The organism is Rhodococcus wratislaviensis (assembly GCF_900455735.1).
GTDB classification, from domain to species: domain Bacteria; phylum Actinomycetota; class Actinomycetes; order Mycobacteriales; family Mycobacteriaceae; genus Rhodococcus_F; species Rhodococcus_F wratislaviensis.
This window is the reverse complement of the sequence record NZ_UAUI01000009.1, coordinates 1-21593: the sequence shown is the minus strand read 5'-3', so window position 1 is coordinate 21593 and position 21593 is coordinate 1. Positions and strand designations below refer to the sequence as shown.

Below are 21593 nucleotides of genomic sequence, written 5' to 3'. Positions count from 1 at the left end.
CCGCCTATCGGGTTTCGTCCGTCAGGTCGAGGGACGATGCGACGTCGAGGAAATGCCGGATCGCCGGGACCTGTTGTCTGTCGGCGCGATACGCGACCGAGACGGTCGAGGCCGCCTGCGGATCGGAGAGCGCAACGTACCGCAGGTCCGGTAGGTGCAGGGCCCTGAGGCTGGCGGGGACGATGGTGACGCCGGTGTTCGCGGCGACCAACCCGAGGAGAGTCGGAAACTGCAGCGCCTCCTGGGCGGCCTCCAACCGGAAGCCCGCGTGGTGGCACAGGGCGGCGATGTGGTCGTAGAGTCGCGAAACCTGGCCTCGCGGAAAGGTGAGGAACCGTTCGTCGCGCAATTCGACGAGCCGCACCGACGTCCGGTTCGCGAAGGGATGCGAAGAGTGCATCGCGACCAGCAGCGGCTCGCGGGTCAGCGGGCGCACCACGATGCCCTCCGCACGGTCGACCTCACGCACCAGTCCGATGTCGAGAATTCCGTCGGCGATCCCGGACAGCTGACGGTCGGTCGTCGACTCGGACAGTTCGACCTGGACACCGGGCCATGCCTTCTGCAGGGCGAGCACCGTGGCGGGGACGATCCTCAGCGCCGCGGAACTGACGAAGCCGATGCGCAGCAGCCCGACCTCACCGTGCGCGACCTGCTCCACTGCCGCCAGCGCGTGATCGGCTTCCGCGAGGACGCGTCGGCCCTCGTCCAGGAGCACCCGGCCCGCGTCGGTCAGCTCGACGCGTCGCGTGGTTCTCTCGAACAGGGTGGTTCGCAGTTCCTTCTCGAACTTGCTGATCTGCTGACTCAGTGCCGGCTGCGCGATGTGCAGGCGTTCCGCAGCGCGCCTGAAGTTCATCTCCTCGGCCACCGTGACGAAGTATCGAAGCTGCCGCAGTTCCACGCGATTGATACTTGCAACTTATCAGTCGGTTGACAATAGGTACTTCTGCGCGGTGTGTGCCCGGCCTAGCGTTGAAGGCACCGAACTACCATGCCTTCGAGGAGTCAGCAGTGGAGCACCACGTCACCGCGCCGGACACGGACAACTTTCTACGCCACCTGATCGGCGGTGAATGGGTGGACGGCGACGGTCCGGTCACCACGACGACGAGCCCGGCCGACGAGACCGCGGTCGCCGAATACCATCCCGCCGACACCCGCCTCCTCGACGCAGCGGTGACCGCCGCAGTGTCGGCTCGGCGGGAATGGGACGACCGCGGGATCATCGCCCGCGGACTGGTCCTTCGCCGGGCCGCCGAGATCCTGGCCGAACGTGCGGACGCGATCGCGGAGCTGATGACCCGAGAGCAGGGCAAGACCCTCCCCGAGTCGCGCGCCGAAGTCGGGGCCACCGTCGAGACCCTCTACTACCACGCAGCGCAGGGCAGGAACGCCGACGGCGCCACCTACCCTTCGTCCCATCCCGACGAGGTGATCCGGACGGTCCGGCGCCCGCTCGGCGTCGTCGCCGCCATCACCCCGTGGAACTTCCCGCTCCAGATCCCGGCCTGGAAGCTGGCGCCTGCACTGCTCTGGGGCAACACCGTCGTCTGGAAACCCGCCAGCGACACAGTTGCGGTCGCCGCGGCCTTTGCCGAAGTCCTTGCCACAGCGGGTGTCCCGGCAGGTGTCCTCAACATGATCCTGGGACCGGGCCCGATCGGCGCCGAACTGGTTGCCCGGGAAGAGATCTCCGGAGTCACCTTCACCGGGTCGGTACCGGTGGGCAGGTCGATCCAGGCTGCCGCCGTCCCCCGCGGCGCCAAGGTCCAGATGGAACTCGGCGGGCACAACGCGGCAATAGTGCTCCCCGACGTCGATCCGCACGACGCAGCAGCCGTGCTGATCGCCGGTGCCATGGGAAGCACCGGTCAGAAATGTACGGCGACGCGAAGGATCATCGCGGTCGGCGACGCCTACGACGCACTCGTTCCCGAACTCGTCGCCCGCGTCGAGGAACTGGTGGTCGGCGACGGACTGGCACCCGAGTCGCAGATCGGCCCGCTCGTCTCGTCCCGCGCGGCGAAGGAGGTAACGGCCGCAGTCGACCAGGCGCTGTCCGAGGGCGCCGAATTGCTGGCGCGCGCACCACTCCCCACGTCGGGTGCCGCCTTCGTCGCCCCCACTCTGCTCGCCGGCACCACCGAATTGACCATCTGCCGAGAGGAGGTGTTCGGACCGGTGACCACGATTTTGCGCGCGGAGGACCTCGACGAGGCCATCGCCATGGCGAACGCGACACCCTTCGGCCTCACCGCCGCAGTGTTCACGTGTGACGAGCGCGCAGTTCGACGCTGCATTCGTGACCTCGAAGCGGGACTGATCAAAGTCAACGCCCCCAACACCGGGTCCGAACTCCATGCTCCCTTCGGCGGACTCAAGGACTCCTCCTTCCCTGCTCCCCGTGAGCAGAATGCGGCAACCAGTGCCGAGTTCTTCACCTGGAGCAAGATCGCCTACGCCCGCACCGGAACGCCGAGGAGTGACGCATGAGGCCGACCGATACCCTCCGCCGGACACAGACCCTGGCGCGATCGCCCGAGCAGGTCCTGGACCCGGCCGACATGGGAGCGGCACGCTACACCCGGCACAGCTTCGCCCGGTCCTTCCTCCGAACGGCGGCCGCGCAGAACTGGCGGGTGGAACGCGAGCGCTGGGACGTCGATGATGCCGGCCGCGGCGAGATCGTGTACCGCGTCGTCATCGGTTCACACGAGGTGCGATTCGTCGTGTTCTCGACGACCCTCATCGAGAGCGATCGAACCGATCGTGTCATCGCCAAGGCCTGGGACGTCACCGGCGCCCTGATCGAGGGACCGCTGACCGAGAGCCGAGCGAACGCATTGCGCTCGCAGGTACCGCGTCAGGAAGAAGGCCGGGCAGACGACGGCACTCTCATCTGGACGCGGGCAAACCGCAGTGCCCGATTCTTCGACTACGTCGTCGACCGCCTCTCCGAGGGCACTCAACCGGACATCACGACCATGGGCGATGCCGCCTACATTCTGCGGAGTACCGCGTTCTACAGCAACGGAAAGTTCGGGCTCGCAGATTTCGATCGGCTCGATGCCGGCCATCCTCTGCGTCTCCCCTACCGGGCACACATGCTGACCGCCTGGCTGTTGCGCGAGCTCAGTTACGACCTCGTCGAGCACTGTGCCCGCGCCCGAAACCCTCTGTCGGTGCGGCTGTCCGGAGACTGGCGACGCTACCTCGGGCTGGGCAACGCCACGGGTCTCGGCATGGTGCCCTACGTGATCAACCACCCGCACGTGCTCGACGCCTGGTGCGCCACGCGCGAGCTCCCACTCGCGCACGCCCTGGCACAGGCGACCACACCCGCCGATCGGCGCATCCACACTGCCGGTGACCTGCTCGAGCGAGCCACCCACTACTTCCGCGAACGTGCAGACCTGGCGACTGCGCCCTTCGTCCCGTGCGGCGAACTCTCGTCCCAGCTCGAACCACTCCGGGCCATGCTGGCCGAGTACATCGACAGCGGGACGATCGGCGGCGAAGCAACGACACATGCGTGGCGGGAACTCCACGAGCAGGCGGCGACATTCGGCCCCGAAGTCCGCAGTGTCATGGACAGCGTGATCGTCGAGGTACATCCTCAACTCGACGCCGAGGTCGAGGAGTTGCTGTGCTGCGATCAACGGCAGGACGTCGATCCCGCGCAGACCTGCGCCCAGTTGCGTTCCGTCGTGCGAGAACGCTACGCGTGGGTGCGGCGTTTCGACTTCGACGATCCCGACGAGCTGACCCACTTCTGGTTCTCCTCGGAGAACAACGAAGAGCCGCGTCGCGGACGCAGAGGTATCGATCCCGGCGAGAACGTCGAGCATCCGATCGACATCGCCCGGTCCGTCGCCGCTCTGGACCGCGATCTCGCGTCGACGCATGACGAAACGCCGGTCGCCGCCTTTCTCGTCGAGCACCCGTGGCACCGCGGAATCGTCGCCCGCGTCCAGACACTCGCCGACGTCCCGTATTCGGAGGCACACGACAACCTGCTCGCCGAAAAGTTCCTTCCCCTGAATCTGCAGCGATTCCAGCTGGCGATGTACGGAATGGACAACTACAGCCCGCAATCGACCGACTGGCTCCGCGTGACCCTCTACTCGGGAGCCCCACGGGCCGACGACGTCGCCGCCGGAGTCGACGACGACTGGATCTTCACCCGCAAGCCGCGAAAGGATTCCTAGTGCACACGCTCACTCACTCCGACCTGCTGGTGGTGGACGGTCTTCAGATCAACAACTGGGACCGGAAGGTCCTCGAGGAACTCCGAGCCGGTGGTGTCACAGGTGTGAACGCCACCTGCGCGGTGTGGGACGGGCCGACCGACACTCTCGGCGCCGTCGCGCAGTGGTATCAACTCGCCGCCGACAACAACGACATCGTCACCCTCGCGGAGACGTCCGAAGACATTCGCACTGCGAAGCGGGACAACCGGATCGCCGTACTCCTCGGGTTCCAGAACTCCTCGCCGTTCGGGGACGACTACCGGATGGTGGAGATCTTCCATCGATTGGGCGTTCGTGTCGCGCAACTCACCTACAACATTCAGAACCTGGCGGGCGGCGCCTGCTACGACGAGCACGACTCGGGACTCACCGCGTTCGGGCGAATACTGATCGGCGAAATGAATCGCGTGGGGATGCTCGTCGACCTCTCGCACGTCGGAAACCGTACCTGCCTGGATGCGATCGACGCATCCGAAAGGCCTATCGCGATCACCCATTCGAACCCGACGTGGTTCGTCGACAGCCCCCGCAACAAGCCGGACGAGGTCATCGATGCGCTGGCGGCCCGTGGCGGCGTGATCGGATGTTGCCTCTACCCCAACGTTCTCGGCGGGGAAACCACCTCCAGCTCCGACTTCGCGGTCATGGTCGCGCGACTCGTCGACCAGATCGGGCCCGACCACGTCGCGATCGGGAGTGACTGCACCAGAAACTGGTCGGAGGACTACGTCGCGTGGTTGCGCAACGGTCGCTGGCGCCCGCCCAGCCAGAATCCGGTCGAACCCGAGTGGCCGATGTGGCCGAACTGGTTTTCCGGCCCGTCCGACTTCCCGGTTCTCACCGAGTGCCTGCACGATGTCGGACTCGACGACGAGACCATCGCGAAGATTCTCGGCGAGAACTGGTTGCGGCTCTTCGACGACGTCTTTCCCGGCCTGCACGAGACACAGGAACGCCGATGACCGACATGCTCACTCATACGTCCGAGCGCGACACACTCCCCACCACGAACAACCGAATCAGGTTGGCGGTACGTGAGGTTCGCGAGACCGCTTTCCGCGCCCTGTACGCGGCCGGTGTCAGTTCGGGCGAGGCAGGCGCCGCGGCCGACACCGTGACGGCGATGCAACTCCACGCGCGTACCGGGATCGACACTCTCCTGGACACGCTGGACCGGCTCGATCCGTCGAGCGGTCCCACCGGTGCGACGCTGTCGAAAAGCTCCGCTGTCGACATCGTCGACCACTCGCCCCGGAGCGGCCTGCTGTCGGGACCCCTGGCGGTCGACCTCGCGCTGTCGCAAGCACGACCGGTCCTGCTGTCAGGGATCGACGACCACGAGGCCGCCGACTGGTACGCCCTCCGCGCCGCCTCCCGGTCCGGCACGACACTGTGGCTGGTCGCTCTCGATGACCACGAGCGGCGCGCGACGGTCGTGACAGCCGCCGGCGACATGTACCGCGACGTCGCCGTCACGTTCGAATGCGGCGCAGAATCCAACAGAGGCACGCTCGTCTGGACGGCACCATTCGCCGCGAACTCGTCCCGTCCCGTCCACACCGCCGCCGAACGGGAGACGCGATACCGCCACGCCGTCTCCTACGGCGTCTTCGTCGACACCGCGACGTGGTCGCGGGCGTACGCACTCGGCAGGCGATTTCTCGTTCCGGAGGCCCAGCATGACTGACCAGCGTGAACTCGTCGCTCATCCGCACGGGATCGAACGACCGTACTCGAGAGCCGCCGTGTTCGCCGGCACCATCTGGGCGTGCGGGCAGATCCCCACCACCGCGGACGGACAGACCCCGGCCGCGATCGGAGAGCAGGTCAAGGTCGCACTGGACAATCTGGAAGCGACGCTCCTGGCTTCGGGTGGCGGCCTGCACACGCTCCTGAAGACCACGGTGTACCTGGCCGATCTCTCGGAGTTCGACGAATACAACACCGCGTATCTCGATCGACTGGAAGGGATTCCGCTACCGCCACGGACGACCGTGGAGGTTGCACGCTTCCGCGGCAGCAAGAGAATCGAAATCGACGCGGTCGCGGCCGTCGACCACCGAATTGATAAGCACGGAGCATGAATTGGTAGGAGATTGGTAATTCCGCGCCGCTGATTCACTTCCTAATGTGGCAGCAACCACATCACGTGGGGACCGACCCTCAAGCCCACACCCCCGATGGGATTCCTCAGATGAACCTCGACACCACCGTCACCGCCCGATCGGGCGTCACACTGGACAGCGCCAGGCTCAACGGCTTTCACGCCAAACTCGCCCTCTTCTCCTCGGGCGGACCCTTTCTCGACGGCTACATCCTCAGCATCATCGGCATCGCGATGGTTCAGATCCAGGCGCAATGGGACATGAGCGCGCTGTGGGCCGGCCTCATCGGGTCATCGGCTCTCATCGGCGTCTTCCTCGGTGGCGCCGTGTTCGGCGCAGTGACCGATCGGATCGGCCGAAAGTTGATGTACACCATCGACCTGATCGTGATCATCGTCTGCTCGGTGCTGCAATTCTTCGCGGCGGACGAAATGCAACTGTTCATTCTGCGTTTGATCATCGGCATCGCAGTCGGCGCCGACTACCCCATCGCCACCGCCCTGGTGACGGAGTTCGCACCGAAGGCCTGGCGCGCCAAACTCGTCGGCGGCCTGAATGCCATGTGGTTCGTAGGCGCTACCACCGCCGCTTTCGTGGGCTACCTTCTGCTCAACCATCCCGACGGATGGAAATGGATGCTGCTGTCCTCGGCAGTCCCCGCCACCCTGATCGTGATCGCGCGGACGAGCATCCCCGAGTCGCCACGCTGGCTTCTGAGCAAGGGACGTTCCGCGGAGGCACTGACGGTGTTGCGAAAGACGATCGGAAACGATGCGACCCTGGACGATCTGCCCGACGAGGAAGGGACCACCTCGATCCGCGGACTGATGCGCGGAGGGTACCTGCAGCGGGTCGTCTTCATCTCGATCTTCTGGACGTGCACGATCGTGACCCTGTTCGCCATCTACGCATTCGGGCCGCAGATCCTCGAACTCTTCAACCTCGGTTCCGGAAATCTGGCCCACATCGGCTACGGGCTCATCAACCTGTTCTTCCTCATCGGCAACATCGTCGCACTGCTGCTCGTCGATCGACTCGGTCGCCGGCCGATCCTGATCTGGGGGTTCGTACTCTCCGGTCTCGGATTGCTGTTCCTCGCGATCAAGCCGGACGCAGGCCTGTGGGTGATCGCGTTCGCGTTCGCGATCTACGCGCTCTTCAACGGCGGACCCTCCATCCTCGAATGGATCTACCCCAACGAACTGTTCCCCACCGAGGTGCGGGCCACTGCGGTCGGCCTCTGCACGGGCATCAGCCGGATCGGCGCGGCGATCGGCACCTTCGCCACCCCGTGGGCGCTGTCCAATCTCGGACTCTCCGCAACGATGTACATCGCCGCGGGCATTGCCGGGGTGGGAGCCCTCGTCAGCTTCCTCATGGCCCCGGAGACCCGGGGAACGGACCTGAGCGACGCCGCCTCACTGCGCTGAGCGCTCTCGATCACTGCGCGGAACGCTCCTGATCACGCCGCTGCTGCCGGTCGACAGTCCCCGGCGGCAGCGGCGTCACCATGCCCGGTGCGCATCGGCCACCGCGAAGGGTGCGCCCGATCACACGCGGTGACGCGGTGTCTCGCCCACCACATCAGCGTTGCACCCCAACACATTTCACGTTCATCCGTCACACCACCGACCGTGCGATGAAACTACCCGGCAATACTTCGGGACGACAGTGGAGGCATGAACGATGCCGAGAGGGAACCCGGAGTTCATGTCAACGCGTGCGAGGCGTGCGGTCGGCTTCCGCACCCCCGTCGCGTCCGCCTGGCGCTCGCGAAACTGTGCGCCGTCTTTCCCGTCGAATTAGCGCTCCATGCCTTGGTCGTTCATTTCCACGCCTCCTATCTGATGACCGTCACGGTCCTGACCATCAGCACCACGGTGCTCGTGATCTGGGTGGTGGAGCCGTCGGCGATGAGACTGCTCGGCGGCTGGCTGCACGGTCCGCCCGACGGCAAGCACGGCCCTCTCCCGACCGGGCAGTCGCTCTGGCGCATCCGCGTCCGGGTGAGCGACCAACCGGGACAGCTCGAATCGCTGGCCCACAACCTCGCGAAGCTGGACGCGAACATCCTGACCGTGCACGTCCATCACCTGGACGGCGGTTCGCTCGACGAGTTGATCGTCGGCGCGTGCCGCGAGACGTCGCCGGACGCGCTCGCGCATGCCGTCCGAGCTGGAGGCGGGAGCAGTGTGGGCATCTGGCCGGCGTCGGCGCTCGCGCTGATCGACGGCCAGACCAAGGCACTGACGTTGGCGTCGCGCGTAGCCGCCGATCCCTCCGAACTGCCCCTGTCGATCGCGGAACTCCTCGGCGCCCAGTACGTCGATTCGCGCGTGAGCGACCATCCGACCACGGCGGCGTCCGTTGCGATCCCGTCGGGTGAGGGTGAGCCGCTCGTCTTCGTGCGGCCGGCGGACGAGCCTTTCACACCGGCCGAGATCGCCCGCGCTCGTCGCCTCAGCGAACTGGCGCAGCGAACCCGCGCGACCACGAACTCGGGGGGACTCGCCGGGCCTGCCACGTGATCTTGCGGACATCCCGGACGACGGCCACGGTGCGAGAGACACTACGACGGTGATGTTCGCCCGCACTTCGACTGTCCTGACGATCGGCGTCGCCACGCTCGGCCTCCTGGCCACCACCGCCGGTGCGGCTCCGACGTATGCCGTGACCGCCACCGTTCCCGTCGGGCAGACGCCGATGCAGGTGGCGGTCGCACCCAACGGCGCAGTCGCGTACGCCACGAACTCCGGGGCCAACAGCGTCTCCGTCATCGACACCGCCACGAACGCCGTCACCGCCACCGTCCCGGTGGGCGGCGGACCCACCGGGATCGCCGTCGCCCCGAACGGTGCGAGGGCGTTCGTCGTGAATACCGCCGACCGGACCGTGTCCGTGATCGACACCGCCACCAACACCGTGGCGGCCACGATTCCGGTAGGCGAATTCGCCTTGGCGGTCGCGGTATCCGCAGACGGGGCCCACGCCTACGTCACCAACGGCGTCGAGAGCACTGTCTCCGTGATCGACACCGCCACGAACACGGTGACGGCCACGGTCCCGGTCGGCGCCTTCCCCATCCAGCTCGCGACCAACGGCACACACGTGTATGTCACCAACTCCTCCGACAACACGGTGACCGTGATCGACACGGCCACGACGACCGTCGTCGACACGATTCCCGTCGCCTCCCACCCCAGTGCGGTGACGGCCACCGACGACCGGGCCTACGTGCGCAGCGGCGCGGAGATGTCGGTGATCGACGTGGCCACCAACACGGTGACCGCCACGTTCGGCGTCGACGGGACGATGGGCGGCGCCGCGGTGACCGGGGACGGGAACACTCTGTACGTCGTCGACTCCGAGGGTGGGGCCGTCACGGTCTTCGATCCGGGTACCAACGCCGAGGTGACGTCGCTCGCCGTCGGCGGCAGCGCCGGTGGCGTCGCGGTCTCCGCCGACGGCGCGAGGGCCTACGCCACCAGTCAGAACGATGACACGATCGCCACCATCACGCGCGCACCGGGCGACGCGACGCTGCCGCGCTGACGCTAGACCGACACCACCGCCGGATCCTCCTCCACCGGCTGATCTTTCGACCGCCGGTCGAGTGCGGTGGCGAGGACGAGAACGCCGAGCGCACCCACGGTCAGCGCCGCACCCATCCAGATCGGGGACGTGAAGCCGAGTCCCGCGGCGATGGTGATGCCGCCGAGCCATGCCCCGAGTGCGTTGCCCACGTTGAAGGCGGCGATGTTCGCGCCGGACGCCATGGTCGGCGCCTGCGCCGCGTAGTTCATGATCCGCATCTGCAGTCCGGGGACGGTCGCGAAACCGAAGAGGCCCATGAAGAACAGGGCCACGATGGTCATCGGCTTGCTCCCCGCGGTGAGAGCGAACACGACGAGCACGACGGTGAGCACGGCGAGGATCGTGATCAACGTGCGGGTGAGTGCCTTGTCGGCGGCACGACCGCCGAGGACGTTGCCCACGAACAGACCGCCACCGAACAGCACGAGGAGCCACGGGACGCTCGTCGATGCGAATCCGCCGACCTCGGTGAGGGTGAACGCGATGTACGTGAACGCACCGAACATGCCGCCGAATCCGAGGATGGTGACGGCGATCGAGAACCACACCTGCGGAGACCGGAAGGCCCGCAGTTCGCTGCGCAGACCGGCGGATTCCGGTGCGTCCGCCGGACGGGACACGGAAGGCACCAGCGTTGCGATGCCGATCAGCGCGACGACGCCGATGACGGTGATGGCCCAGAACGTGGACCGCCAGCCGAACTGCTGGCCGAGGAACGTGCCGAACGGGACGCCGAGAACGTTGGCGATGGTCAGTCCCGCGAACATCGTCGCGATCGCGCCTGCCCGCTTGCTCGCGGGTACGAGGTCGGCGGCGAGGACCGAGCCGATGCCGAAGAACGCGCCGTGGCACAGGGCCGCGAGGACGCGTCCGCCCATCATGACCTCGTACGTCGGGGCCAGCGCCGACAGCAGGTTGCCGCCGATGAACAGCACCATCAGCGCCTGGAGGACGCGCTTGCGGTCGAAGCGGGTGACCGCCGCGGTGATGACGATCGCTCCGATGGCGACGGAGAGGGCGTAGCCGGAGATGAGGTAGCCGGCCACCGACTCGCTCACCTGGAAGTCGGCCGACACTTCCGGCAGCAATCCCATGATGACGAATTCGGTGAGACCGATCCCGAAGCCGCCCATTGCGAGGGCGAGCAGACCCAGTGGCATCGCAGCCACTCCTTTCGTACAGACTGGGAGATAAGAGCACTAGCTCGAATACCGCGCCTGCAGTAGTTGCAGGCGCTCCATAAATAGTTGCACACGCCTGCTATGTGCGCAAGCTGGTATTCTGAAGCGGCAGTCGTAACCACAGGAGGTGGCCCATGGCAGTCGCTGACGACGCCGTCGAGATCCGGTCGCAGGGATGGCGCACGCTCGCGGCCCTGCACGGCCTACTCGAGGCGGAGCTCGAACGCGCCCTCCAGCGTGGGCACGATCTCTCGGTGGTCGAGTACACGGTCCTCGACGCCCTCAGCCGCCAGGACGGCTGGCACATGCGCATGGCACAACTCGCCCGCGCGGCGGCGCTGAGCAGCAGCGCCACCACCAGGCTGGTGAACCGTCTGGAGAACCGCGGACTGCTCACCCGCATTCTGTGCGACGACGACCGTCGCGGCATCTACACCGAGCTCACACCCGCGGGCCGGGCCGCACTGGACGAGGCGCGTCCCACCCACGACGCGACACTGGAAGCGGCGCTCGATCAGGCCGCCGAAATTCCCGAGCTCGCCCACCTCGCCCGAGCCCTGCACGAAGTCCCCGCATAGGTGAGTGGCGCAGCGTGCCGGGGCACGCTTTGCCACTCACGTCAGGACAGCGGGGTGAAGTCGCGCGACGCGATGTACTCCGGCCGCGGACGTGCCGCGGCGAACGGCTCGACGAGGGTGTTCTCGACACTGTTGAACACGAGGAACAGGTTCGACCGCGGGTAGGGCGTGATGTTGTTACCCGACCCGTGCATGACGTTGGAGTCGAACCACAGCGCGGTACCCGCGGCTCCGGTGAACTGGTCGATCCCGAACTCCGCCGCCATCCGGGTGACGTCCTCGCGACGCGGAACCCCGACCTCCTGCGCAACGAGAGACGACGTGTAGTTGTCGTCGGGGGTAGCACCGACGCACTGGACGAACCGCTTGTGCGAACCGGGCATCACCATCAACGACCCGTTGAACGGGTAGTTCTCGGTCAGCGTGATCGAGCAGCTGACGGCCCGCGGGACGGGGAGACCGTCCTCGGCGTGCCAGGTCTCGAAGTCCGAGTGCCAGTAGAAGCCGGTGCCCTTGAAACCGGGCATCGAGTTGATGCGGCTCTGGTGGATGTAGACGTCGGAGCCGAGGAGTTGCCGCGCGCGGTCGAGAATCCTGCCGTCGCGGATCAGCTCGCCGATCACGTCGCTGCGCCGATGCACGTCGAAGACGGAACGAACCTCGTCGGTGCCGCGTTCGATGATGACGCGTCCGCTGTCGCGCATCGCCGGGTCCCGGGACAGCCGGTCGAGTTCCTCCCGGCACGACATCACTTCGCCGGCGCTCAGCACGTTGTCGATGATCGTGAAGCCGCGTGACTCGTGTCCGGCGAGGGCCGACGAATCGAACGGCCCGTCGGCGGGCCCGCCCCACACGGCGGGTTCGCTCCGCTGGAGCATCGACGGCTCGGCGGCGATCCGAGTCGGGTAGCGATCGTGACGGTTGGTGTATCCCTGAACCTCAGCTACCTGAGTCATTGCCCCTCCTCGGCACTTACCTCTACTTCACTGTCGCTACGACGACAGAGTCTTCTGGTCGGCGCGGAGCCGCTGAACGGCGTCGTCCAGGTGTTCGGCGAGCAGTTTCTGCACCTCTCCAGCTGTACCCGACCGGATCGCCTCGCGCAGGGTCGCGTGTTCCTGCGCCTGCTCGCGGATGTCGTCGTAGGTGGTCTGCAACGCACCCAGGCACATCCGGGTCTCGATCAGGAGCGTCCTCGCCGCCCGAATGAGCCGGGGGCTCTCCGAACTCTCCACCAGGATCTGATGGAACTGCTGGTCGGCGTCCGAGACGGCGGCGGCGTCGCCGCGCTCGGCCGCGGCCTGCATCACGAGCACGGTGGGTTCGAGTGCCAGGTATGTGGCTTCCCGGCGGCCGTCGTCGAGAATCATCTCGAGCGCCCCGCGCTCGATGACCGAGCGGCTGCGGTACACGTCGACGACGTCGTCGAGGGTCAGCTCCGTCACGAAGATCCCGCGATGACGGATGCTGTGCAGTATGCCCTCGGACACGAGCCTCTGCATGGCTTCACGCAGGGGCCCGCGCGAGACCTGGAAATGCGCGGCGAGTTCCGCCTCGCCCAGCTGCGCACCCGGTTCGAGCGCACCCTTCATGATGGCGACCCGCAGGCGGTCCGCGATGAATTCGGCAGTCGATTGACGACTGACGGGTTCCAGGTCAGTCAGAGCCATGACTGTGGCCTTTCTCGAACAAGGTTCCTAACGACGGGTGCACCGCCGTGTGGCCCGCAAGACGCAGGCCTTCCCAGATGGTCACCTGGTTTGCCGTGAGGACCGGCTTGCCGAGGCGCTGCTCGAGAGTACTCAGCGCACCCAGCGTCCTCATGGCCGTGTCGGGGATGAGCAGGGCTTCGGCGTCCGGGTGGTCGTTCTCCACCGCGAGTTCCACCACGGATTCAGGGCTGAGCAGACCGACCTCGGCCGCGGTGTCGATTCCCGCACTCGACATCGACAGCACCTCGATGCCTGCGGCGGCGAGGAACTCGACGAACAGCTTCGCGACGTCCTCCGGGTAGCTCGCGGCCACCGCGACGCGTGTGATCCCCAGTGCGTGCAGGGCGTGGACGAACGCGAAACTGGTGCTGGACGTGGGTACACCGGTGGCCGCGGCGAGCGTCTCGGCCTGCTGCTTCGCCCCGTCGGGGCCGTAGACGAAGCTGCCCGAGGTGCAGGCCCACACGACGGCGTCCGGCTTCTCCTCGGCGAGGAGTGCGGCCCCGCCGGCGAGCTTCTCGGGGCTCCCGAGGTCGAGCAGTTCGGGCACGGCGTGCAGGTCGGTTCCGTAGATGTGCACGACCGGCAGATCCACTCCGAGCATCTCCGCGGCAAAGGGGTAGTCGTCCTCGGCGGCGTGATCGGGGTAGATGAATCCCACAGTGGGGGTCGGCGTGCTCGTCATGCGTTCTCCTCTTTTCCGTGTCGTGTGGGGTGATGTCAGAAGACGTTGCGGAGCCACTTGCCCGGGCCCGTCATGGGGAGTTTCATCCGGCCGAGACAGGCCCAGATCGTGAGCTGGTTGGCGGTGAGGACCGGTTTGCCGAGTTCCTGCTCGAGCGGGGCGATGACGTCGTAGGTCGGCAGGTTGGTACAGCTGACGAAGATCGCCTCCGACCTGGGGTCGTCCGCAGCGATGATCCGCTCGGCGATCGTGCGGTAGTTGACCTTCCAGATGCCGCCGCCGAGTCCGAGGTGATCGGAACGAACCACCTCGGTGCCTGCCTCGTTCAGGAACGCGTGCAGCCGTTCGGTGAGCGGGGCGTCGTACGGCGTGATCACCGACAGCCTGCTCAGCTCGAGGTGTTCGATGGCCTCGACCAGCGCGCCGGACGTGGTGATCGCGTGCTGGGCGCCTGCCTCGCAGATCGCGTCGCACAGGGTTCGCTCGTATTCGAGACCCTTGATGAAGCTTCCCGACGTGCACAGATAGGCCACGACCTCGGGCTCGACGTGCAGGACGTCGCGCGTCGCCGCCATGAGGTGTCTTCGCTCGGACACGAGTTCGGCCATCTCCAGGCTGACGGGCACGGGTTCGTACGGCGTGCGCGCCAGATGGAGGCTCACCTCGAGGGGAGCCCATCGCCACAGTTCTCGTTCGAGCGCCAAGTCGAACGGGGCGATGATGCCGATTCCCCGTTGCGCGATAGGCCCCTCGAATTCGGGAATGTTCAGTTCCAACACCAGGCCTCACCTTCGTTTCGGCCGCGCCCGAGCATTATCAGATTGTTGACAATCATACGAGTTACTCATACGGTGTCAACGTGAGTCGGAACCCGATCGTCGCGGTGCTACATGCCCACGTCCTGCCGAGCGACGAACTCATGGCACCCGTCGCGTCCCGTGCCGAAGTTCGCTATACCGGCAAGGCGGGGCTGAGCGACGCCCTCGACGGCGCGGACGTGCTGTTCCTCTACGACTTCCTCACCGACGCGGTGCCCGGAGCCTGGCACGCCGCCGGCTCCCTGCAGTGGCTGCACATCGCCGCGGCAGGCGTCGATCCCGTCATGTTCCCCGAGGCCCGCGACAGCGACGTCACGATCACCAACTCACGGGGCGTGTTCGACGGGGCGATCGCCGAGTACGTGCTCGCCCAGATTCTCTCGTTCGCGAAGGATCTGCCCGGTTCGCTGCGCCTGCAGCAGACTCATACCTGGCAGCACCGGGAATCCGAGCGGATCGCGGGCCGCTCCGCCCTGATCGTCGGCACCGGCCCCATCGGCCGCGCGATCGCCCGGCTTCTCCGCGCGGCGGGGATGGAGGTCAGTGGGTCCGGCCGCGCCGCACGCAACGCCGACCCCGACTTCGGGACGGTCGCCGCGACGGAAGACCTCCCGGAGCAGCTCGCCGTCGCCGATTACGTGATCGCGGTGGCACCACTCACCGAGCAGACCCGCCACCTGTTCCGCGACTCGACGTTCGCCGCGATGAAGCCGGGTGCCCGGTTCGTGAACGTCGGACGCGGTGAGCTCGTCCGCACCGACGACCTCGTCGCCGCGCTCCGGACGGGGACGATCGCGGGCGCCGCGCTCGACGTGTTCGACACGGAACCGCTCCCCGCCGGCCATCCACTCTGGGACATGCCGAACGTCTCGATCACCCCCCACAATTCGGGCGACTTCGCCGGCTGGCGAGATGACCTCGTAACCGTGTTCACCGACAATTTCGAACGCTGGGTTGCGGGGTACCCGCTCGAGAACGTAGTTGACAAGCACCTCGGTTACGTACCGAGCCGATGAAGACAGGGCCCGAACGTCCAGGCTGAAGGAGTTCTCATGAATCCCACCGACATGACCGCCGTCGAACTGGTCACGGCCTACTCGTCCGGAGAACTTTCGCCGGTGGAAGCGACGCAGGCGATGCTCGACGCCATCACCGAGCGTGACCGCACCATCAATTCCTACTGCCTCGTCGACGAGGAGCGGGCGCTCGCGCAGGCGCGGAAGTCCGAAGAGCGCTGGAACACCGGTTACTCCAAGGGACTGCTCGACGGCGTACCGATCTCGATCAAGGACATCTTCCTCACCGACGGCTGGCCGACGCTCCGGGGATCACAGGCCGTCGACGAGGACCAGCCGTGGAACGTCGACAGTCCCGTGGCCGCCCGGCTCCGCGAAGACGGGATGGTATTCCTCGGCAAGACCACGACCCCCGAGATCGCCTGGAAGGCCGTGACCGACAGCGCCCTGTGCGGGATCACCCGCAACCCGGCCGACCCGGCCAAGACGGCCGGTGGTTCGTCGGGCGGCAGTGCCGCGGCGGTCGCGGCGGGTCTCGGCCCCTGCTCCGTCGGCACCGACGGCGGTGGCAGTGTGCGCATCCCCGCCTCGTTCTGCGGCGTCGTCGGTTTCAAACCCACCCACGGTCGCATCCCCCTGTTCCCGGCGAGCCCGTTCGGACCGCTGGCGCATGCCGGCCCCCTCACCCGCACGGTCGAGGATGCGGCACTGCTGATGGACATCCTGTCGCTGCCGGACCCGCGCGACCCGACGTCGCTCGCCCCATTCGCGACCACCTTCCGCGGCGAGATCGGCCGCGACGTGGTCGGACTCGGCGTCGCGTACTCCCCCACGCTCGGCTACGTGACGGTCGATCCGGAGGTCCGGGCGATCGTCGACCGCGCCGTGCAGGCCCTCGACGCCGCAGGCCTGCCGGTCACCGCCGCCGACCCGGGCTTCAGCGATCCGATCGAGGCCTTCGAGCTGCTGTGGGCGTCCGGGGCCGCGGCCATGCTGAAGAACTTCCCTGAAGGCGCGCGCGACAAGGTCGACCCAGGGCTCGGCAAGATCTGGGAACGAGGCGAAAAGTTCAGCGCGGTCGACTATCTCGACGCCCGCGCGGTGGCCGCGGACATCGGCATCACGATGGGCAAATTCCATCTGACGCACAACGTCCTGCTCACACCCACCGTCCCGATTCCGGCGTTCGAGGCCGGCTACAACGTGCCGCCGGACAGCGACCTCACCAGCTGGCCGCAGTGGACGCCGTTCACCTACCCGTTCAACCTGACGCAGCAGCCGGCGATCAGCATCCCGGTGGGCCGGACCGCGGCGGGACTGCCGGTGGGTCTGCAGATCATCGGCCCCCGCCACTCCGACGACCTCGTACTTGCGGTCGCGCGATATGCGGAACACGTCCTCGGCTAGGTCGACCGAAAAGCGCACGATTCGCGCTGCATCCGAGGATGATCAGCACTAGGCCCGGTGCTGCGCGAACGTCTGCGTTGCTGCCCGGGTGACAGTTGCCTGACAGGGATTTTCGGGGTCGGGGCGAGCCCGGGAGAGTAGATGACAGCGACGCCGGTGTCCGGGGTCCCGCCGCATTCGCCGCAGGGCCCGGATCCGCTCGCCCCGGGCATGCTCGTCGCCACCCGATACCGGCTCCTCGGACGGTTCGCCGGCCCCCACTGGGTGCAGTGGTGGCACGCGCACGACACCGAACTGTGCCGGGACGTCGCGCTCAGCCTCATCGACTCGGCGCAGGTCCGCGCCACCGACACACGTCCGGATCCGGTGGCGCGCTTCTGCCGGAACACCACCGGAACCAGCTTCAGCCACGAAGGCCGGATCGCGCAGGTGTACGACATCGCGGCGGTCGGCGACCGGATCGCCGTGGTCGCGGAATGGACGCCCGGGTGGCGTGTCGCGGATGTCGCGCGCACGGTCCCGCGTCCGTTGGATGCCGCTCGCACCGTGCGGCACCTCGCCGCGGCGACCGCAGACGCACACCATTTCGGTGCCCGCCTCTCACTCGATCATCCCAACCGGGTGCGGATCTCCCGGGAAGGACTCGCGGTCCTCGCCTTCCCCGCCACTCTCGCCGACGGCACCGCCGCCGACGACGTCGCGGGGCTCGGCGCGCTCCTGTACACCCTGTTGCTCGGCACGTGGCCGCTGTCCTCGTCCGGCGAAACCCGGGCAGCCGGACTGCCCCCGGCAGGCAGGCGCGGTGACGGTTCCGTCGTCCCGCCGCATCGTGTGCGGCCCGCGATTCCACGACGTTTGTCCGACGTGGCCATGAACGCCCTCGCTCGGCGACCCGGCATGGTCACCGCGCAGGCGGTCGTCGACGCCCTCGACCGAATCCTGGCGGACGCGCGGGCTCGCACCGCATCCGCATTCGCTTCGACCACGAAGAGAGCCCGCCCGGCATCCGTCAACCGGCCCCCCAGGCCGAACGCCCCACTTCCCGCATTGAGCGGCGCACTCGCCCTGATCGTCGCGCTCGGCGCCGCCGGGTGGGCGGCGGGCGCCACATTCACCGCGTCGGACGCTCCCCCGGCCGCCGTCGCGGACAGCATGCTCAGCCAGATCGCGCCGGTGCCGGACCCCTTTCAGACACCGCTCACCCCGTCATCCGCGGCCGTCTACTCCCCGCTGCGCTTTCCTGACAACGGTGCCACTGCCTCCCTCGCCGTCGACGCGAACCCCGCGACATCCTGGGCGACCGACCGCTACCCGCAGCAACTGTCGGCGACGAAGCGAGGAGTGGGTCTGATCGTGTCGTTTCCCGAGCCCGTCGATCTGCGGACCGTCTGGATCGACTCCCCGACACCGGGCACCACGGTCGAGATCCGGACCGCCCCCGTCGCGTGGGCGAACATCGAACGCACCCAGGTGATCGGCGCCGCCACGCTCGGCGACGGGGTCACCGAGATCGTGGCCCGGACTCCCACACCCACCCGTCGGGTCCTCATCTGGATCTCGGGACTGTCCGGCGGCGAGTCCGGGTTCCAGTCGCGCCTGTCGGAGATCGGCTTCCTGGGTAGCGGCGCATGAGCCCCAACATCTTCGGTCCCACCCAGCCGAACACCGGTAGCACCGCACGCGACCATCTCGCCAACGAGCGAACCTACCTCGCCTGGCATCGCACCGGTATCAGTGTTGCCGCGCTGGGCGTGGCGGTGGCGAAGTTCGCACCGCACCGCGGCGCCCACGCCGTGGCCGCCGGATTGATCCTGATCGGCGCCGGGCTACTGGTGTCCGTCTACGGCACCGTCCGCTATCGGGTCATCAGCAGGCAGATCGAATCCGGGGAATTCGCACCGGCGACGTTCACCGCCGTGGTCACCTCCAGCGTCGTCACAGTGCTCGCACTCCTCGCCGTGGTGGTCCTACTCTGACCCGGGCAGGGCCGTGACGCAGCGGAATCCGATGTGGCTCATCCCGGTGTCGACCATCTGCGGCCGCCGTGCCGCGGGCCGATACCGACGGCAGTAGCTGTCGGCACACAGAAACGATCCACCCTTGATGACCCGTCGGGGCACCCGGAATTGGGGCTGCCGGGCATCGAAGCTCTCCGACATGCCGGGCCCCCGCGGATTGCGGGGCGCACAGCACGACTCCGCTGTGTCGCTGTGCCGGTCCGCGTACCAGTCGGCGGTCCACTCCCACACGTTCCCCGCCATGTCGAACAGACCGTATTCGTTGGGCGGATAGCTACCGACGGCGGTCGTGGTGCCGTAGCCGGGGTCCGGGCGCCACGGGAACTCCCCGTGCCAGTAGTTCGCCAGCGGACGGGATTCACTCTCGGCGGCGTCGCCCCAGGTGAATTCGGCGCGGTCGAGTCCGCCGCGCGCCGCGGCCTCCCATTGCGCCTCGGTGGGGAGGGACCGCCCGGCCCACTCTGCGTACGCTGCCGCGTCCTCGTGGGCGACGTGGACGACGGGATGCTGTTCCAGGCCGGCCGTCGACGACCCGGGGCCTGTCGGGTGCTGCCACGACGCGCCGACGGTCCAGGTCCACCACTGGCTCAGGTGACGGAGATCGACCGGGCCCCGGGTGCGGGTGAACACCATCGATCCCGGTTGCAGGTTCTCCGCGGGAGCCCCGGGGAATTCGGCGGGGTCCAGCGGGCGCTCGGCGACGGTCACGTAGCCGGTATCGCGCGTGAATCGCGCGAACTGCGCGTTGGTGACCTGGTGGGTCTCGACGGCGAAGGCGTCGACCGCGACACGATGCGCCGGACCTTCTTCCGGATAGTGCCGATCCGAGCCCATCGTGAAGGTCTGGGCGGGGACGTGCCGGACTTCGGAGACGGTCTGGGTTTCCACACGCCTTCCCTTCTGCCTGATCAGGTCACGGCGGGCGAGAAGACGCTCGTCCAATCGTTCTTCATGCTTACCACGGTCCAGCCCTTCTCTCGTGCGTGTTCGAGGGCCTGCTCGGCGCCGGCGACGTAGTCGAATTCGCGTTCGGCGTCGTCGTGCAGGATCAACACCCGAAGCGACGGGCGGTCGGGTTGCCCGGAGAACGAGAGCATCGGCAGGTCGCCGTTGGAGTTGCCGACCGACAGGATCGGCCGTCGCCCGATCCGGCTCCAGATTCGGACCGGTTTCTCCGGACCGTCGTCGAAGAAGTCCATCGCGGCCTTGTAGAGCAGGTCGCTTGCGTCCGCCCCTTCACGGTACGAGAGGCCGAGGGCGCTGCCGATGACGCGTTCCGGCGGAACCCCGTAGAGCCGCCCGGCGACCGGGCGCATGAAGTCGCGATCACCGCCGGACGCGATGTAGATGGTGAAGTCGTTCGCCTCGAGATAGCGCAGCAATTCGACCATCGGCACGTATCCACAGCCGGAGTACGGGCGACCGAGCGTCGGGTGGTCCGCGTCGTCGAAGAAGGCCCGGACCCGCGCATCGTAATTCTCGACGGTGACCGAATCGAATGCCTCGGTGACTGCGCCCATCAACAGTTTCAGATCGCCGTCGTCGCCGTGATAGTGCTTGACCATCGCCGCACCGAGCCAGTGAAGGTCGCGCTCGTGGGCCGCCTTCCACGGTTGCGTCTGCTGCAGATCGGGATTGTCCGCGGCCATCTCGGCGAAGCGCCGGATGGTGAAGTCGAGTTGGATGGGCATCGGCTTCTCACACCAGAGTGTGCCGTCGTTGTCGAACACGGCCACCCGGTCCGCGGAGTCGACGAAGTCCGGCCCGCGTGCCGTCACCCGCCCGACGAAGTCCTCGATCGCGGACCGCGTCGCTCCGTCCGCCCAGGAACCACTCAGCCCGGCCCCCATGTCGGTCAGTCCTTCGCCAGGAAGGCGTGCAGCTTCGCCACCGCATGGTCGATCGTGAAGCTCGCCGGCTCCTGCCTCGGGGGAAATTCCTTGAACGTCTCGAGGAATTGACTGGTGATGAAGGTTCCGTAGATGGCGATGTAGTCGTGGTCGAGGAACCAGTCCCAGTAGGTGTTCGACGTGATGTCGGCACGCTCGAACGGGTCGGTGCGCAGGTTGAACAGTTTCGGCAGCCGCAGGGCGGTGAACGGCTCCGCCCACAGTCCGAGGGTGCCCTGCGCCCGCTGCTCCATGAACACGATCTTCCAGTTGTCGAAACGGATGCCCAGCACGTCGCAGTCGTCGGAGAAGTAGACCATTCCCCGGCGCGGGGACG

Annotated in this window: 21 protein-coding genes and 1 pseudogene; 13 read left to right on the top strand and 9 right to left on the bottom strand. The window is 67.2% G+C overall.

The genetic code is table 11. The features are described 5' to 3' along the window. Window positions 1-4: 4 nt before the first annotated feature. Complete coding sequence (locus DTA22_RS12610) at window positions 5-904, bottom strand: LysR family transcriptional regulator (protein WP_037241856.1); 900 nt, start codon at window positions 902-904, stop codon at window positions 5-7. Window positions 905-1014: 110 nt separating this feature from the next. Between DTA22_RS12610 and DTA22_RS12605 the strand changes: the two genes are divergently transcribed. The 8 genes from DTA22_RS12605 to DTA22_RS12570 all read left to right on the top strand — a co-directional run bounded on the left by DTA22_RS12605 (window position 1015) and on the right by DTA22_RS12570 (window position 9910). Next, window positions 1015-2496 (top strand): aldehyde dehydrogenase family protein, encoded by a 1482-nt coding sequence (locus tag DTA22_RS12605; protein ID WP_112299622.1) that lies wholly within the window; start codon window positions 1015-1017, stop codon window positions 2494-2496. Then, on the top strand, window positions 2493-4211 hold the full coding sequence (locus DTA22_RS12600; RefSeq protein ID WP_112299621.1) for a hypothetical protein: 1719 nt from the start codon (window positions 2493-2495) through the stop codon (window positions 4209-4211). Before DTA22_RS12605 ends, DTA22_RS12600 begins: the two co-directional genes overlap by 4 nt. Continuing rightward, entirely contained in the window at window positions 4211-5215 is a 1005-nt protein-coding gene (locus tag DTA22_RS12595; RefSeq protein ID WP_112299620.1) for a membrane dipeptidase, read from the top strand. Before DTA22_RS12600 ends, DTA22_RS12595 begins: the two co-directional genes overlap by 1 nt. Next, window positions 5212-5940 (top strand): hypothetical protein, encoded by a 729-nt coding sequence (locus DTA22_RS12590; protein ID WP_112299619.1) that lies wholly within the window; start codon window positions 5212-5214, stop codon window positions 5938-5940. The genes DTA22_RS12595 and DTA22_RS12590 overlap by 4 nt, the downstream gene beginning before the upstream one ends. Continuing rightward, entirely contained in the window at window positions 5933-6337 is a 405-nt protein-coding gene (locus DTA22_RS12585; protein ID WP_037241866.1) for a RidA family protein, read from the top strand. The genes DTA22_RS12590 and DTA22_RS12585 overlap by 8 nt, the downstream gene beginning before the upstream one ends. 110 nt (window positions 6338-6447) lie before the next feature. After that, window positions 6448-7788, top strand: a complete 1341-nt coding sequence (locus DTA22_RS12580; protein WP_112299618.1) for an MFS transporter — start codon at window positions 6448-6450, stop codon at window positions 7786-7788. 249 nt (window positions 7789-8037) lie between these two features. Then, window positions 8038-8886 carry an ACT domain-containing protein gene (locus tag DTA22_RS12575; protein WP_112299617.1) on the top strand — a complete coding sequence of 283 codons (849 nt, stop codon included), beginning with the start codon at window positions 8038-8040 and terminating at the stop codon, window positions 8884-8886. 52 nt (window positions 8887-8938) lie between these two features. Continuing rightward, entirely contained in the window at window positions 8939-9910 is a 972-nt protein-coding gene (locus tag DTA22_RS12570; protein ID WP_112299616.1) for a YVTN family beta-propeller repeat protein, read from the top strand. Window positions 9911-9912: 2 nt separating this feature from the next. Here the strand turns inward: DTA22_RS12570 and DTA22_RS12565 are convergent, their stop codons facing one another. Continuing rightward, window positions 9913-11112, bottom strand: a complete 1200-nt coding sequence (locus tag DTA22_RS12565) for an MFS transporter (protein WP_037241872.1) — start codon at window positions 11110-11112, stop codon at window positions 9913-9915. A gap of 155 nt (window positions 11113-11267) precedes the next feature. On the opposite strand from DTA22_RS12565, the gene DTA22_RS12560 reads away from it, so the two are divergent. Beyond that, entirely contained in the window at window positions 11268-11711 is a 444-nt protein-coding gene (locus DTA22_RS12560; RefSeq protein ID WP_037241876.1) for a MarR family winged helix-turn-helix transcriptional regulator, read from the top strand. A gap of 41 nt (window positions 11712-11752) precedes the next feature. On the opposite strand, the gene thpD is transcribed toward DTA22_RS12560, so the two are convergent. The 4 genes from thpD to DTA22_RS12540 are packed head-to-tail and all read right to left on the bottom strand — an operon-like array spanning window position 11753 to window position 14884. Then, window positions 11753-12667, bottom strand: coding sequence for an ectoine hydroxylase (gene thpD, locus DTA22_RS12555; protein ID WP_112299615.1), 915 nt, complete (start codon window positions 12665-12667; stop codon window positions 11753-11755). Between the two features lie 36 nt (window positions 12668-12703). After that, window positions 12704-13381, bottom strand: coding sequence for a GntR family transcriptional regulator (locus DTA22_RS12550; protein ID WP_037241885.1), 678 nt, complete (start codon window positions 13379-13381; stop codon window positions 12704-12706). Beyond that, complete coding sequence (locus DTA22_RS12545) at window positions 13368-14108, bottom strand: maleate cis-trans isomerase family protein (protein WP_011596947.1); 741 nt, start codon at window positions 14106-14108, stop codon at window positions 13368-13370. Before DTA22_RS12545 ends, DTA22_RS12550 begins: the two co-directional genes overlap by 14 nt. 35 nt (window positions 14109-14143) lie before the next feature. After that, entirely contained in the window at window positions 14144-14884 is a 741-nt protein-coding gene (locus DTA22_RS12540) for a maleate cis-trans isomerase family protein (protein ID WP_037242482.1), read from the bottom strand. 83 nt (window positions 14885-14967) lie between these two features. On the opposite strand from DTA22_RS12540, the gene DTA22_RS12535 reads away from it, so the two are divergent. The 4 genes from DTA22_RS12535 (at window position 14968) to DTA22_RS12520 (ending at window position 19325) form a co-directional block, all read left to right on the top strand. Continuing rightward, window positions 14968-15942 (top strand): D-2-hydroxyacid dehydrogenase, encoded by a 975-nt coding sequence (locus DTA22_RS12535; protein WP_037241887.1) that lies wholly within the window; start codon window positions 14968-14970, stop codon window positions 15940-15942. Between the two features lie 36 nt (window positions 15943-15978). Then, the gene (locus tag DTA22_RS12530) at window positions 15979-17349 is read left to right on the top strand and encodes an amidase (RefSeq protein WP_112299614.1); all 1371 of its coding nucleotides are present in this window, start codon (window positions 15979-15981) and stop codon (window positions 17347-17349) included. Between the two features lie 141 nt (window positions 17350-17490). Beyond that, window positions 17491-18981 carry a protein kinase family protein gene (locus DTA22_RS12525; protein WP_112299613.1) on the top strand — a complete coding sequence of 497 codons (1491 nt, stop codon included), beginning with the start codon at window positions 17491-17493 and terminating at the stop codon, window positions 18979-18981. Further along, window positions 18978-19325: a YidH family protein gene (locus tag DTA22_RS12520; RefSeq protein ID WP_112299612.1), complete on the top strand. Its 348-nt coding sequence runs from the start codon at window positions 18978-18980 to the stop codon at window positions 19323-19325. The genes DTA22_RS12525 and DTA22_RS12520 overlap by 4 nt, the downstream gene beginning before the upstream one ends. Here DTA22_RS12520 and DTA22_RS12515 read toward each other — a convergent pair. The 3 genes and pseudogenes from DTA22_RS12515 to DTA22_RS12505 all read right to left on the bottom strand — a co-directional run. After that, on the bottom strand, window positions 19317-20255 hold the full coding sequence (locus DTA22_RS12515) for a formylglycine-generating enzyme family protein (protein ID WP_112299611.1): 939 nt from the start codon (window positions 20253-20255) through the stop codon (window positions 19317-19319). The two genes, DTA22_RS12520 and DTA22_RS12515, sit on opposite strands and share 9 nt — an antisense overlap. A gap of 20 nt (window positions 20256-20275) precedes the next feature. Further along, window positions 20276-21217, bottom strand: a complete 942-nt coding sequence (locus tag DTA22_RS12510; protein ID WP_112299610.1) for an HAD family hydrolase — start codon at window positions 21215-21217, stop codon at window positions 20276-20278. Window positions 21218-21222: 5 nt separating this feature from the next. Continuing rightward, window positions 21223-21593: pseudogene (locus DTA22_RS12505) on the bottom strand (arylsulfatase); the annotation flags it as partial.